The 14,401-nt window shown below is 69.8% G+C and carries 11 protein-coding genes; 8 read left to right on the top strand and 3 right to left on the bottom strand.

Going from position 1 to position 14,401, the window contains the following annotated elements; genetic code table 11:
* Positions 1–278 precede the first annotated feature (278 nt).
* The 8 genes from treS (at position 279) to VF632_RS12660 (ending at position 10,169) form a co-directional block, all read left to right on the top strand.
* Positions 279–3,557 carry a maltose alpha-D-glucosyltransferase gene (gene treS, locus VF632_RS12695; RefSeq protein ID WP_331023269.1) on the top strand — a complete coding sequence of 1,093 codons (3,279 nt, stop codon included), beginning with the start codon at positions 279–281 and terminating at the stop codon, positions 3,555–3,557.
* Entirely contained in the window at positions 3,554–5,083 is a 1,530-nt protein-coding gene (locus VF632_RS12690; protein ID WP_331023268.1) for a hypothetical protein, read from the top strand. Before treS ends, VF632_RS12690 begins: the two co-directional genes overlap by 4 nt.
* A complete protein-coding gene (gene malQ, locus VF632_RS12685) occupies positions 5,076–6,632 on the top strand; it encodes a 4-alpha-glucanotransferase (protein WP_331023267.1) in 1,557 nt (518 codons plus the stop codon). Before VF632_RS12690 ends, malQ begins: the two co-directional genes overlap by 8 nt.
* Positions 6,629–7,324 (top strand): SDR family oxidoreductase, encoded by a 696-nt coding sequence (locus VF632_RS12680; RefSeq protein WP_331023266.1) that lies wholly within the window; start codon positions 6,629–6,631, stop codon positions 7,322–7,324. The genes malQ and VF632_RS12680 overlap by 4 nt, the downstream gene beginning before the upstream one ends.
* Positions 7,325–7,411: 87 nt before the next feature.
* Positions 7,412–7,966 carry a hypothetical protein gene (locus tag VF632_RS12675; protein WP_331023265.1) on the top strand — a complete coding sequence of 185 codons (555 nt, stop codon included), beginning with the start codon at positions 7,412–7,414 and terminating at the stop codon, positions 7,964–7,966.
* 115 nt (positions 7,967–8,081) lie between these two features.
* Complete coding sequence (locus VF632_RS12670) at positions 8,082–8,954, top strand: phosphodiester glycosidase family protein (RefSeq protein WP_331023264.1); 873 nt, start codon at positions 8,082–8,084, stop codon at positions 8,952–8,954.
* Positions 8,955–9,197: 243 nt separating this feature from the next.
* Entirely contained in the window at positions 9,198–9,752 is a 555-nt protein-coding gene (locus tag VF632_RS12665) for a Panacea domain-containing protein (protein ID WP_331023263.1), read from the top strand.
* A gap of 111 nt (positions 9,753–9,863) precedes the next feature.
* Positions 9,864–10,169 carry a hypothetical protein gene (locus tag VF632_RS12660; protein ID WP_331023262.1) on the top strand — a complete coding sequence of 102 codons (306 nt, stop codon included), beginning with the start codon at positions 9,864–9,866 and terminating at the stop codon, positions 10,167–10,169.
* A 237-nt stretch (positions 10,170–10,406) separates the two neighbouring features.
* Here the strand turns inward: VF632_RS12660 and VF632_RS12655 are convergent, their stop codons facing one another.
* The 3 genes from VF632_RS12655 to VF632_RS12645 all read right to left on the bottom strand — a co-directional run bounded on the left by VF632_RS12655 (position 10,407) and on the right by VF632_RS12645 (position 14,251).
* Positions 10,407–11,768: a cation:proton antiporter gene (locus tag VF632_RS12655; protein WP_331023261.1), complete on the bottom strand. Its 1,362-nt coding sequence runs from the start codon at positions 11,766–11,768 to the stop codon at positions 10,407–10,409.
* A gap of 99 nt (positions 11,769–11,867) precedes the next feature.
* Positions 11,868–13,142, bottom strand: a complete 1,275-nt coding sequence (locus tag VF632_RS12650) for a hypothetical protein (RefSeq protein WP_331023260.1) — start codon at positions 13,140–13,142, stop codon at positions 11,868–11,870.
* Positions 13,139–14,251 carry a DUF4331 family protein gene (locus tag VF632_RS12645; protein WP_331023259.1) on the bottom strand — a complete coding sequence of 371 codons (1,113 nt, stop codon included), beginning with the start codon at positions 14,249–14,251 and terminating at the stop codon, positions 13,139–13,141. The genes VF632_RS12650 and VF632_RS12645 overlap by 4 nt, the downstream gene beginning before the upstream one ends.
* Positions 14,252–14,401: the final 150 nt, after the last annotated feature.

Here is a 14,401-nt window from a genome sequence, read left to right as displayed (position 1 = left end):
CAGGGCTCCGGGAACGGGCTGAACGCCTGCAGCCAGGCTGAGCCAACCCAGGCTCGCAATCGCACCGGTGAACAACATCATCCGACAACCCGTCGGCTGCAACGGCTCCGTCCCGGTCCGCACTCTCGCACTTCCCTTCTGCCCCCACCCCCGGCGCACTTCCTGCAGCCGCGCGGTCCGCCGGGCCGGTCCTGCCATGCAGTCGAGCGCCCGCAGAAGAGCTCCGCCCCAGGGCGCGGACCAAGCACACACGAGAGCCAGAACAAGGGAGCCCCGCGTTGAGCGCCGACACGCTGTGGTACAAGGATGCCGTTTTCTACGAGCTTCACGTCAAGGCCTTCCAGGACTCGTCGCAGGACGGAGTCGGCGACTTCGGCGGGCTGGTGCAGCGGCTGGACTACGTGGCCGGGCTGGGCGTCGACGCCATCTGGCTGCTGCCCTTCTACCCGTCTCCGTTGCGCGACGACGGCTACGACATCGCCGACTACTACGGCGTGCATCCCAGCTACGGCACCCTCGACGACGTCCAGCGCTTTCTCGACGAGGCCCACAAGCGCGGCCTGAAGGTGATCGCCGACCTGGTGCTGAACCACACCAGCAGCGACCACCCCTGGTTCCAGCGCGCGCGCCGCGCCCCCAAGGGCAGCCCCGAGCGCAACTTCTACGTGTGGAGCGACGACGACACGCTGTACAAGGAAGCGCGCATCATCTTCACCGACACCGAGCCCAGCAACTGGACGTGGGACCCGGTGGCGCAGCAGTACTACTGGCATCGCTTCTTCAGCCACCAGCCAGACCTCAACTGGGACAACCCCGAGGTCAAGGAGGCGATGTTCCGGGTGATGGAGTACTGGCTGGAGCGCGGGCTCGACGGGTTCCGCGCCGACGCCGTGCCGTACCTGATCGAGCGCGAAGGCACCATCTGCGAGAACCTGCCCGAGACGCACGACATCCTCAAGGAGTTCCGCGTCCGGCTGGAAAAGAACTATCCCGGACGCATCCTGCTGGCCGAGGCCAACCAGTGGCCCGAGGACGTCCGCCCGTATTTCGGCGATGACGACGAGTTCCACATGGCGTTCCACTTTCCCCTGATGCCGCGGATCTTCATGGCGGTGCGGCAGGGGATCCGGAAGCCGATCGTGGAGATCATCGAGCGCACGCCGGCCATCCCCGAGAACACGCAGTGGTGCATGTTCCTGCGCAACCACGACGAGCTCACCCTGGAGATGGTGACCGACGAGGAGCGCGACTACATGTACCGCGAGTACGCGGCCGACCCGCGGATGCGCATCAACCTGGGCATCCGCCGCCGGCTGGCGCCGCTGATGGAGAACGACCGGCGCAAGATCGAGCTGCTGAACAGCATTCTCTTCACCATGCCCGGCTCGCCCATCATCTACTACGGCGACGAGATCGGCATGGGCGACAACGTGTGGCTGGGCGACCGCGACGGCGTGCGCACGCCTATGCAGTGGTCGCCCGACCGCAACGCCGGCTTCAGCCGCACCGAGCCCGAGCGGCTGTACCTGCCCGCCATCTCCGACGCCGTCTACGGCTACCAGTCGGTGAACGTCGAGGCGCAGGAGCGCTCGCCCTTCTCCCTGCTCAACTGGACCAAGCGGCTGGTGCGCGTCCGCAAGCAGCACCGCGCGTTCGGCCGGGGATCCATCACCTTTTTGGAGCCCGAAAACCCGCACGTGCTCGCCTACATCCGCGAGTACGGCGAAGACGTGATCCTGGTCGTCAACAACCTGTCGGGCGCGGCGCAGGCGGTGCGGCTGGACCTTACAAAGTACGCCGGGCGCATTCCCGTGGAGCTGCTGGGCGACACGGCGTTCCTGCCCATCGACGAAACGCCGTACGCGCTGACCCTCAGCCCGTACGGCTTCTTCTGGTTCGGGCTGCGGACCCCGCGCGCGGCGGACCAGGGCGAGATCGACCCGGAGCTGGCGCGCGAGTGGGCGCAGCAGGACGCGACGATGCTGGAGGGCAGCGACCTGGTCGTGGGCCTGATGCGCGGCGTGCCGACGGAGTGGGTGCGCGTCCAGCGCTGGTTCCGCAGCAAGGCGCGCGACATCACCAGCATCGAGCACGCCGACGATGCCGTCGTGCACCCGGAGCGCGCGCCCACGCTGCTGCTGGGCGTCGCCCGCGTCTGCTACAGCGAGGGGATGCCGGAGCTGTACCTGCTCCCCTTCACCCTGCGCCCCACGGGCGAGCCCGGCGCGCCCGCGGCCGAGCCCATCGTCTCGCACCTGGGCGAGGCGGGCGAGGTGAGGCTGTACGAGGCGCTGGCGGACCGGCGCGTGGCGGGATCGCTGCTGGAGGTGATGGCGTTCGAGCGGCAGTTGAAGACGCGCATCGGCCAGTTCAGCGGCCACCTGACCGGCGCGGTGGACAAGGTGGAATCTACCGGCCCCGTGCGGCCCGTGGGCACCGAGCAGAGCAACACGTCGCTGGTGTTCGGCGAGAACCTGGTGATGAAGGTGTTCCGCAAGCTGGAGCCGGGGATCAACCCCGACCTGGAGGTCACACGCTTCCTCACCCAGAAGGCGGGCTTCCGCTCGGTGCCGGCGCTGGCGGGGTGGATCGACTACCGTAACCAGCACGGCGACGTGCACTCGGTGGCGGGCCTCTTCGAGTTCGTCCCCAACCAGGGCGACGCGTGGAGCGTGACGCTCAAGGCGCTTCACCGCTACCTCTCCGCCGCCTCGCGCAGCGCGGCCGACCCGGACACGGTCTCGGGTCAGGAGGCGGTGCGGCGGATGGCGGGAGACATCTTCCCCGCCATCGAGCGGCTGGGCGAGACCACGGCGCAAATGCACCTGGCGCTGGCGTCGGTAAGCGACGACCCGGCGTTCGCCCCCGAGCCGGTGACGGACGACGGCGTGCAGCGGGCCATCGAAGGCTTCCGCAAGCAGGTCGACACGGTGCTGGGCGAGCTGGGCCGGCAGCTGGAAGCCATCCCCGGCTCGTTCAAGCACGGCGTGCAGGCGTCGCTCCAGGAGGTGGTGCGCGCCGCGCCCGACCTTCGCCATCGCGGCGAAGACCTGCGCGCGCTCACCGGCAACACGGTCAAGGCGCGCTACCACGGCGACTACCACCTGGGCCAGGTGCTGCGCGCGCAGCACGACGCGCCCAACGGCAGCGAGTGGTACGTGCTGGACTTCGAGGGCGAGCCCGCCCGCCCGCTGGCCGACCGCCGCGCCAAGAAGTCGGTGCTGCGCGACGTGGCGGGAATGCTGCGCTCGTTCAACTACGCCGTGCGCGTGGCCATGCAGGAGTTCAAGACCGACGACCTGCGCCTGAAGCTGGCCATCGAGCGCTGGGCAAACGCATGGGAGGCGCAGGCGCGCGAGCTGTACCTGGGCGCCTACCGCCGCACCGTCGCGGGCTCCTCCATCGTTCCGCAGGACCCGGAGACGATGGACCGCGTGCTGGCCGTCTTCGAGCTGGAAAAGGCCGTGTACGAGCTGGGATACGAGATGAACAACCGCCCCGACTGGCTGTGGGTGCCGGTGGAAGGCATCCGCTCCATCCTGGGAGGCCGCGCGTGAAGCCGCCGCTGATGTACAACCTCTTTCCGCGCCTGGTCGGCCCGACCACGCGCTGGGCGGAGCATGCGCGGCGCGCGCGGGAGATGGAGTTCGAGTGGCTGTACATCAACCCGTGGCACTACCCCGGGTTCAGCGGCAGCCTGTACGCAGTCAAGGACTTCCGCCGGCTGAATCCCGCGTTCCTTCCCGCGGGCGCCGAGCCCATGAGCCTGGAGCCGCTGCGGTACGCGCTCAAGCAGGTCAGCGCGATGGGAATGAAGCCGGTGATGGACCTGGTGGTGAACCACACCAGCAAGGACTCGCCGCTGATCGAGCAACACCCGGAGTGGTACGAGCGCGACGAGCACGGCCAGGTGCGCAGCCCGTTCGTGGTCGATCCGGACGACCCGTCCAAGGTCACGGTCTGGGGCGACCTGGCGGAGATCGACAACAACACGCACCAGGGCCGCGAACAGCTGTGGCGGTACTGGGCGGGGATCGTGGTGGAGGCCGTCGACCTGGGCTTCCGCGGATTCCGCTGCGACGCGGCATACAAGGTGCCGGCCGAGCTGTGGCGCTTCCTGATCGCCGAGGCGCGCAAGGTGAACCCAGACGTCGTCTTTTTCGCCGAGACGCTGGGCGCGCCGGTGGAGGAAGTGGTGGCGCTGAAGTCCGCCGGGTTCGATTACTTCTTCAACTCGTCCAAGTGGTGGGACCTCAGCCAAGCGTGGGCGCTCAAGCAGCACGAGGAGTTCGGCAAAATCGCGCCCTCCATCGCCTTTCCCGAGTCGCACGACACGCCGCGGATGGCGGAGGAAAGCGGCGGGCGGCAGGAGGTGCAGCGCCAGCGATACGCGGTCGCGGCGGCATTCTCGGCCGGGGTGATGATGCCCATCGGCTACGAGTTCGGCTTTCGCAAGCAGGTGAACGTGGTGCAGACGGCGCCGTCCGATTGGGAGCGGCGGCACTGGGACCTGCGCCCGTTCATCACCCGCGTCAACCGGCTGAAGCTCTCGCATCCGCTGCTGCAGGGCGAGGGGCACCTGCGCGCAGAGTTCGGGCTGGACAGCGACCGGCTGCTCCTTCAGCGGCGCAGCGACGACGGGTCGCAGCGCGGGTGGATCATCATCAACAAGGTGTGGGAAGAGGGGCGAGAGATGTCGCTGGGCCCGCTGGCCGGCTCCGTGAAGTCGCACCGGATGTTCCGCGTCTGCCGCGACGACATGCCTGAAGGCGGCGAGCCCATCCCGGAAACGCTGGAGCTGAACCCAGCGGAAGTCGTCTACGTGCTGCCGGTCGCGGAGCCCGCGAAATCCGCTGAGCCGAGGAGGGCCGCGGAGCCGGCGAAGTCCTCCGACCCGGTGAAGACCGCAGAGCCCGCAAAATCGGCTGAGCCGACCAAGTCTGCCGAGCCGGTGAAGTCCGCGGAGCCGGCGGCGAGGTCCGTCGAGGCGCCGGAGTCGGCAGAGTCGGCCAAGTCAATCGAGCCGGCGCGATCCGCTGAGGCGTCGAAGTCCGCGAAGTCCGGGAAGGCTGCCGATGCCTGATTCGCCCACGATCGCGGGGCGCGCCAGCGGCATTCTGCTCCATCCCACTTCCCTGCCCGGCCCCGGCATCGGCGACCTGGGCGAGCACGCATTCCGGTTCGTCGACTGGCTGGTGGAGGCCGGGCAGTCGCTCTGGCAGCTGCTGCCGCTGGTGGCGGTAAACGAAGGAGGGTCGCCGTACAACGCGCTCTCCGCCTTCGCCGGCAACCCGCTGCTCATCAGCCCCGCGGAGCTTCACCTGCACGGGCTGCTCCCCGCCGGCTCCGTCGCGCCTCCGGAGGAGATGGACGACGACTGCGTGGACTTCGGCGCCGTCGCCGCGTGGAAGGACGAGGTGGTCCGCCGCGCCTACCGCGTGCTGGTGGAGTCGGAAGACGAGGAGCTGCGGGCGGAGTTCGCGCGCTACCAGGCCGAAAACGCGGAGTGGCTGCCGGACTACGCACTCTTCCGCGCCCTTCGCGAGCGGCACGGCGGCAAGGGCTGGGTCGCCTGGCCCGATGCCCTGCGCCGCCGCGAGCCCGCCGCGCTGGCCGAGGCGCGCCGCGAACTGGCGGCCGAGGTGGAGCGCCACGCCTACGCACAGTACCTGTTCGACCTGCAGTGGTCCGCCGTGCGCCGCTACGCCAACGCGCACGGCATCCAGATCGTGGGCGACGTGCCCATCTTCGTGGCGCACGACAGCGCCGACGTGTGGGCCCACCAGCGCCTGTTCAACCTGGACGACCGCGGCATGCCCACGGAGGTGTCGGGGGTGCCGCCGGACTACTTCAGCGAAACCGGGCAGCGCTGGGGGAACCCCCTGTATCGCTGGGACGTGCTGAAGCAGGACGGCTACCGCTGGTGGATCGAGCGCTTCCGCCGTACGCTGCAGATGGTGGACGTTGTCCGCGTGGACCATTTCCGCGGCTTCGAGAGCTACTGGTCCGTCCCGGCGGACGAGGAAACGGCCATCCACGGCGAGTGGATGCCCGGCCCCGGGCGCGACCTGTTCGACGCCGCGCGCCGCGAGCTGGGCGCGCTGCCGCTGATCGCCGAAGACCTGGGGATCATCACCGAAGAGGTGGAGGCGCTGCGTGACGAACTGGCGCTGCCGGGGATGCGTGTGCTGCAGTTCGGCTTCGGTGGGGACGATCCCGAGAACCCGCACCTGCCCGGCAACTACGTCCACAACGCCGTCGCCTACACCGGCACGCACGACAACGACACCGCGCTGGGCTGGTACGCCGACGCGGACGGCGACGCGCGCAGGGCCGTGCAGAAGATGGCGGGTGGAGACGATGACATGCACTGGCGGATGATCGAGACGGTGCTGAACTCCGATGCGGGGTGGGCCGTGATGCCGCTGCAGGACGTTCTCGGGCTCGGTGGACAGGCGCGGATGAACACGCCGGGCGTGCCGGAGGGCAACTGGGCCTGGCGCTTTCGCCACGGCGCGCTGACCGCGGAGCTGGCGCAGCGCCTGGCGGAGCTCGTCAGCGCCGCCGGCCGGGCGCCGGACCCGCGCGCGCCGGTGGGCATCGCTACGGACGAAACGGTGGAGGAGGAATGACGGAACGCGTGGCGCTGGTTACCGGCGGTGCGGGAAACCTGGGGCTGGCGGTCACCGCCGCGTTCCTGGAGGCGGGCTGGCGCGTGGCCGTCCCCGTCCACGGCGGCCCAGGGGACGGGCTGACCGAGCTGGCGTCGCGCCACGAGGGGCGCGTCACGTGGTTCGGGGCGGACCTGTCAGCGGAGGACGGGGCCGAGCAGTCGGTGGCGCGAACGGTGGATTGGGCCGGGCGCATCGACGCGGCGGTGCACACGATGGGCGGCTACGCGGGCGGGCACACCATCCACGAGACGCCGGTGGAGGTGTGGGACCGGATGATGTCCGTGAACCTGCGCAGCTCGTTCCTGCTCGCCCGTGCGGCGATCCCGCGGATGGGCGAGGGCGGCGCGCTGGTGTTCGTCGCCTCGCGCGCGGCGGTGAGCGGGCGCAAGGGCCACGGGGCGTACGCGGTGTCCAAGGCGGCGCTGCTGACGCTGACCGAGGCCATCGCGGAGGAGAACCGCGGCGGCGTGCGCGCCAACGCCGTGCTGCCGGGCACCATCGACACGCCCGCGAACCGCGCCGCCATGCCCGGGGCCGATTTCAGCCGGTGGACGCCGCCGGACGAGATCGCCCGCGTGGTGCTGTTCCTGGCGTCTCCGGAGTCTGCGCCGGTCAACGGGGCGGCCGTTCCGGTCTACGGCCAAAGCTGAACAAAGGTTGAGCACGGCGAATGCGTGTGGGTGCCGTGCGGCGCGCGCCACCTCGCGCGGGCCCATCCATTTCCAGGAGAAACGAAGATGAAAACAGGCCTGATTGCGATTCCGTTCGTGCTGGTGGCGCTGGCCGCGTGCGGCGGCGATGGCGACGAGGGGCAGGCGCCCGCATCGAGCGACACCGTCTCCTCCACCACCGTAGCGCCGATGCCGGGGGCCGACAGCGCCGGCATGGCCGTTCCGGGTGACACATCGCACAGCAGCGCGTCGAACCCCACCCTCCAGATGGCCGCGCTCGGCAATTCGGGGATCACCGGGACGGCGCAGCTGATGGAGCACGGTGCCAACCAGACGATGGTCACCGTCACCCTCACCGGGACGGGAAGCGGATCGCACCCGGGGCACATCCACTCCGGAACGTGCGACAACCTGGGCGCCGTGGTGGCGCCGCTGCAGACCGTGGAGCGCGCCAACGGCAACGGCACGTCCACGAGCACCGTCGAGGTGCCGATCGCGACGGTGATGAACGGCCAGCACGTGGTGAACTTCCACGCCGGCGCGGGTGACAACCCGATGGCGCCGGTGGCCTGCGCCCAGATCCCCGCCCAGGCTGGCGGCGGGACGACGCAGGCGATGTAAGCGGTTGTCCACCACCGCTGACCGGACGCGCCGCCCTGCTCAGATGCAAGGCGGCGCGTCTTGCATCCATCGAGGGATGTAGGTCATGATCGCGGACCATCGCCCCGACCAACGCATGCCACGCAGTTCTACGCGAATCTCCATCCTGGCCCTCACGCTTGCGCTCGGGAGCTGCCGCGCGAGTCCGCCGGAGCGCGCCGAGGCCGCCACCCCAGCCGACACATCGCCGTCGTTCGCAGCCGAGCCGTCGACCGCGCCCGCTCCGCCCATCGAAACGGACTCGGGAGGCGTCCAGGAGATGGCGTTTCGGGGAGCCCGCTACTACGTGGTCCCGGTGGACCTGGACCGGGCACGCATCCAGATGCACTGGGAGGATGTCAACGGCGAGCCGTACCGCCGCGCGTCGGTGCTCGCCGATTCGCTATCCGCCGCGGGCGAGCGGGTCATCGCGGTCGTGAACTCCGGCATCTACACGCCGCAGGACGCGCCCAAGGGGCTGCACGTGGAGCGCGGCCGGACGCTCGTCCCGCTCAACACGACGGACAGCACGTCGGGCAACTTCTTCCGCCCGCGGCCGAACGGCGTCTTCGCGGTGATGAACGACGGCACGGCGCGCCTCGTACGGCGCGGGGCGGCGGCGGCGCTGGTTCCGCGGATGCGCGAGGCGACGCAGTCGGGGCCGCGGCTGCTGGAAAGCGGGCAGCCCGTGTCGCGGTTCTCCAACACGCCGCTGCGGCGCACGGCGATCTGCGTCGCGTCTCCCCGTCGCGTGTTCATCGCCGTGTCGCGTGATCCGGTGTCGCTCAACGATCTCGCCGCATTGTTCAGGGACCGGCTGGGGTGCACGGACGCGCTGTTCCTGGATGGGGGCGCCGTGCAGGCCCTGGTGGCGCCCGCGGAGGGGATCGCCATGGAAACCGGCCGCTTCGTGGGATTCATCGCGGTCGTCGCGGGGGGCCGGCCCCGGAGCGCGGCCGGCTCACCCTGACGATTCCTCTGGACGAAAGAGTTGACTCTTCGGCAAATCTTCGGTATCGTAGCAATGAGCTTGCCGGACTCGCGGGATCGCAGCATCTTGTCCAGCACAAGGAGCGGGGTCTCCCCTCGATGCTCTCGATGCTCCCACAACAGGCTGCGCCACAACGTCTTGGTGTTCCCTCGGCAGTGCCTTCGGGGGAACGGAATCGGCGTCTCCGGTGTTCGAAGCGGAGCAAGAAAGAGGAGAGACACGATGCGTAGACGCTACCGTGAAGAAAAGGCCACCCAGGCCGCTGCTCGGCTGCTCCAGCTCCGTGGAGGCAGGATGAGCTACATGAAGCTCATCAAACTGCTCTACCTGACGGAGCGGGAAGCCCTGGTGCGCTTTGGTGCTCCCCTCACCTCCGATTCCTACGTCTCCATGCCCTATGGACCGGTGCTGAGCGCTACGCTGAACCGGATCAACGAGCCCGAGATGTACGAAGACGGATATTGGGACAAGTACATCGGGCCCAAGCGCAACTACGAGGTAGCGCTGAAGAATCCCGGGGCTGCCGTTCCGAACGACCAGCTCTCTCCCGCCGAAGAAACCCTGATCGACGAAATCTTCCGGCGCTATGGACACATGGACAGGTGGGAGTTGGTGAAGTTTACGCACACCCTGCCAGAGTGGACTGATCCCGAGGGCTCATCCTTGCCCATCAGTCCCGACGAAATCCTGTTGAGCGAGGGTTACTCCACCGAAGATGTCGCGGAGATGAAGGCGGAGTGGGACCATGCCGCGTATGCCGCATCCCTGTTTGCCTGACGATGTATGCCCACGACCGCGGGAGATACCTTCCTTCTGACCGGCGGCAGGGTTCCGTCTCCGCACTTGTGGGTCATTCTCTGGGGCCCGGCGGGCGCTGCGGATGCATACTTGGCCGTGATGCTCACATCTCTGCGTTCGCACTCGGATCGTACGTGCATTCTTGATGTGGGGGATCACCCGTTCATCCGCCACCCCACATCGGTGTCGTACCGGGAGGTGATCCGATGGACGGGTGAACGGCTTTCGAAACTAGCTGCGGACGGCACCGCACGGCAGCGGCAACCCGTGAGCGGCGCCGTGCTGGAGCGCATACGGGCCGGCTTCTTTGCGTCCGCCCATACGCAGCACGCGTACGTGCAGATGGCTGAAACCCAGTTCGGAGCCGTCAGACCAAAAGAGTTGCCCGAAACCTGATGACGGAGGAGGCGGCCCACCAGGGCCGCCCCCTTGCTTTCTTGCCCCCCATCCGTTCTTTGGCGCGCCCTGGCTTGTACGCGGGCGCGGTCAGAGCCTTCTGCCCCGCGTGGCTCGTCGTACGGGACGGCGGGGTGCGCTTGGGCCTGAATAGAAAAAGTCCAGTTCGTCCAAATCATAAACGGCGCCCGCGAGCCCTTTTCATCCCTCAGGGTCGGCCGGAGGACGGTGAAAGACTCAGGATGACAGCTCGCGCTTCGGCTGGCCTGATGCGCTCGACCCAGACTCGCCCTCCTCCTTTTCCCGCCCGCGAGTGTACAGCCCCATCAGCGGCGTGACGGACATCCCGTGGACCACCGCCGACACGGCGACGGTGGCCAGCACCAGCGCGGCCACCGCGCGGCTGAACTCCTCCGGCAGCCCGTGCTGCATGGCATACGTCAGGTAGTACACGGAGCCAATGCCCCGGATGCCGAACCACGCGATCATCCCGCGCTGTACGTGCGTGGTGCTGGAGCCCAGCAGCCCCACGTACACCGACACGGGGCGGATCACCAGGAACAGCAGGGGGATGAACCACAGGGCCACACCAGGAAGGAAGTTCCACGAGATCATTCCGCCCAGCAGCAGCACCACCGCCACGACGCCGATCCGCTCCAGCTGCTCCACGAATCCCAGCGCCGCCTGGGCCATGTACGCGGGCGCCTTGTCCGGGTCGGTGGCCACCTCGTCGGCCTCGGCCGCGGAGCCGGCGAGCGCCACGTCTTCGGGCGGCGCCTCACCGCCCGTGGACTGCCGCTCGATCCGCCGCAACGCCAGACCCGCCGCGAACACCGCGAGAAACCCGTAGCCCAGGACCAGCAGGGCCACGCCGTAGGACAGCGCGATCAAGCCCAGCGCCAGGAAGTCGTCCAGCCCCACCGCCTCGCGATGAACCTGGCGAAGGTAGATGACCAGGCGTCCCACCAGCGTTCCCAGCAGGGCACCCACGCCCAGCCCCGCCGCCACGGCCCAGAGCAGGTCTACCGCGAACCAGCGCCACCCCATCTCGCCGATCTCGTGAAGCCCCAGCAGCCCCAGTCCCAGCATCACGAACGGAAACGCCGTCCCGTCGTTCAGCCCGGCCTCGCCCGTCAGGCCAAAGCGCAGGCGGTCGCGGTCCGTCGGGTGCGTGACCTGCACGTCGGAAGCGAGCACGGGGTCGGTGGGCGCCAGGATCGCCCCCAGCAGGACCGCCGCGCCGACGGGAAGCCCCATCCCGAACACGCCGACGAGCGTCACCAGCCCCACCGTCACGGTCATCGATACGGTGGCGAGGCGCAGGGGAGTCAACCAGCTCCCGTCGGTCAGGGGCGCGCGCAGCTTGAGCCCGGCCCCGAAGAGCGAGATGAGCACGGCCACCTCGGTGATGCGCTCCCACATGGCGGACTGCGTGTAGATGTCCACCCGCAGGAGCCCCACGCCGTGCGGTCCGAGAAAGAACCCGGCCGCCAGGTACAGCATGGCCGTGGAAAGCGGCAGGCGGATGAGCACCGAGCGGGACAGCGCGATGGCCACCAGCAGAACACCCACCACCACGAACCAGAGGGCCCCAGTCATACGCTCGGCAAAAGGAGATTCCACCGCGGCCGACGCACCGCCGGCGCCCTCATCGCGGGTGACGAGGCCGGCGCTGGTTGAGCAAGGGTTGCGCCCGGCTCAGCCCCGGCGCGACGCGGCCACTTCGCGCCGGGCCTCCGGCTCCAGCAGGTCCGGCCGGCGCAGCGCCTCGCGCAGAAGGGGCGCGGCCTCCCCCTCGCGGCCAAGCGCCCGCAGGATGCGCGCGCGGTGGTACTGCATCGTCGGACTGGGCGCACCCCACGCCGCGGCCGAATCGGAGGCGGCCAGGGCCTGGCCCAGCTCGCCTCGCTGGAACCTCACCCAGCTCAGCACGTCCCAGCTTTCCACCACCGGGCGGCGCCGCACGTCGCGCAGCGCAACAGCCAGGGCGGCGTCGCGGGTAGCCGGGGTGGCGGCGTAGAACAGGGCCAGCGGGTGCGCGTGCAGCGGCTCGGCTTCCGACCGCGACGCCACGCGCAGAAACGCCTGCTCGTGGCGGGCCGCGGCGCCGGGGTCGCCCAGCTCACGGTGCGCCTCGGCCAGGCGAAGGTGGATGTCGGGGTGCGCGTCGCTGGCGATGGAGCCGTACAGGCGGGCGGACTCCTTCCAGTCGCCCTCCGCGTGCGCCAGCGCCGCCAGCCCCTCGACGGCGCCGCGGTAGCCGGGCTGCACCCGCAGCGCCTCGTTCAGCAGCGTGCGGGCGGCGGCGGGGCCCCGGGCCTCGTTGCGCAGGCCGGCGAGCTCCGTCAGGCACCACGCGATCATCTGCGGGCGCAGCGACTCGTCGCGAAAGCCCTGGCAGGTGCGCTCCAGCATCGCGTGGGCCGCCTGCACCTCGCCCTGGGCCGCCAGCCACCCCGCGGTGCGGATCTCCCGCGCCGGGGACGCCGCCGGCAGCCGTCCCGCGGCCCACATGGCGCGGCCGTACCGCCCCGAGGCCATCGCCGCGTCGTACAATGCGGCGAGCGCCGCGGCGTCGGTGCTGTCGGCGGCCACGCCCTGCTCCGCAGCGGAAAGCGCCTCGGCGAACTGGTGCTGCGTCAGGTGAATGCTGGAAAGCCGGGCCAACGCGCCGGCGCGGTTGGGCGCCACGCGCAGGGCGGCGTGGGCCACCTGCTCCGCGCGCCGCACGTCTCCCTCACCGGCCGCCAGCTGGTAGCGCAGCAGGTAGCGGTCGGCCAGGTGCCCGGCGGCCAGGAAGTTCTCCGGGTCCGCCGCCAGCCGCTGCTCGAAGAAGGCGATGCTGCGCGACAGCGTGGCCACCTCGGCGCCCGCGTCCGCCGGGCGCGCATCCGCCCGCCGCATCGTGAGCGCGCCGAACGCCAGCGCGGCGGCGGCCGCGCCGCCGCCAGCCAGCAGAAGCCGCCACCTCACCGGGTGTGGGGCGCCGCGAGGAAGGGGAAGGCCCCCGTGAAGGCCTTGTCGTTGGCATCCACGTGGTCGTCGTTCAGCTTGTCGTTCGTGCCGAAGACGGTCATCAGGTTGGCCGTGATCACGTCGTCCGCCGGCGCCCGTCCATTGGGGTAGGCCGTGGGGCGCGACGTGTCGATCGTCAGCAGGTCGGGCAGCACCATGTCGGCGATGCGGTTGGCGCCCTCGCGCGTCTGGCCGAACTCCATCAGCCTGGCGACCACTTCGTCGCGGTAGTCGCGGCGGTCACCCGACGGCGCGGCGCGGTTGTAGTCCGGCACCTGCGGCTTGGGGATGAACACCACCGCGTTGCCGGGCACGCCGTGCCGGTCTACCTGGTGGTACCGCGCGCCGCCGCCGCCCGCGTCCTTGCTGACCCGCGCCCCGCCCGGCCGGCTGATCGTGCCCCACACGCCCAGCCGCGGCCCCCCGCCGATGGACGCCACGGGAACCTCCACCGCCATCACCAGCACGTTGGTGCCGGCGAAGGTGTCCATCCCCGGCTCGCGGAAGGCGTCCGCGGTGCCGCCCACGATCTGCTGGTAGCGCGCGAAGTCGAAGAAGAACGGATCGTCGCGCACCCCGGCGAACGCCGTCATGCCGCCGCCGCGGGCCGTGCGCGCCTCACCTGTGGAGGTGAAAGGCACCGACACCATCCCGCCGCCGGAGAGCATCTCGCTCGTGGTGCCTGCCATTGCAGGCGCCGCCGGCCCGCGGAAGTGGATCGTCTGGCCCGTACCGGCGCCCGTGACGTGGGCCTGGATCACCCGGTCCTCCACCGCGTCGCCGTTCGTATCGATCTTGAACTCGTACAGGAGCCGCGAGTCGAACGACACCGCCCCGGCCTCGGCCGGCGGGATGAAGCCGTGGACGTTCATCACCAGCACCAGGTTTTCGCGATTGGTGGGGCTGACGAACGCGTACACGTCGGCGATGTCGATGGCAGGATTGTCGGTGGTGATGGGCCCGTCCTTGTGGTCCGACGCCAGCAGCCCGCCCGCGGCGACGGCAAGGACGACGGTGGCTGCGGCAGCCACGCGCAGGCGCGAGCTGATTCTGGGAAGAGATTTCACGACTGGCCTTTCGGCGGATGCGGAGGCCTGACGGATGGGATACCCGGCGCGGCGAGAAAGCGGGCCAGGCTTGTGCACGGTTTGTTCCACCTTTGTGCCCCGCCATGGCGCGGGACAGGCCGCGGAGGTGCGGACGCAGCGCGTTCGGTG

Source organism: Longimicrobium sp. (genome assembly GCF_036388275.1).
Classification (GTDB): Bacteria; Gemmatimonadota; Gemmatimonadetes; order Longimicrobiales; family Longimicrobiaceae; genus Longimicrobium.
Note: the sequence above shows the minus strand (reverse complement) of the source record. Positions and strands in the feature narration are given on the sequence as shown.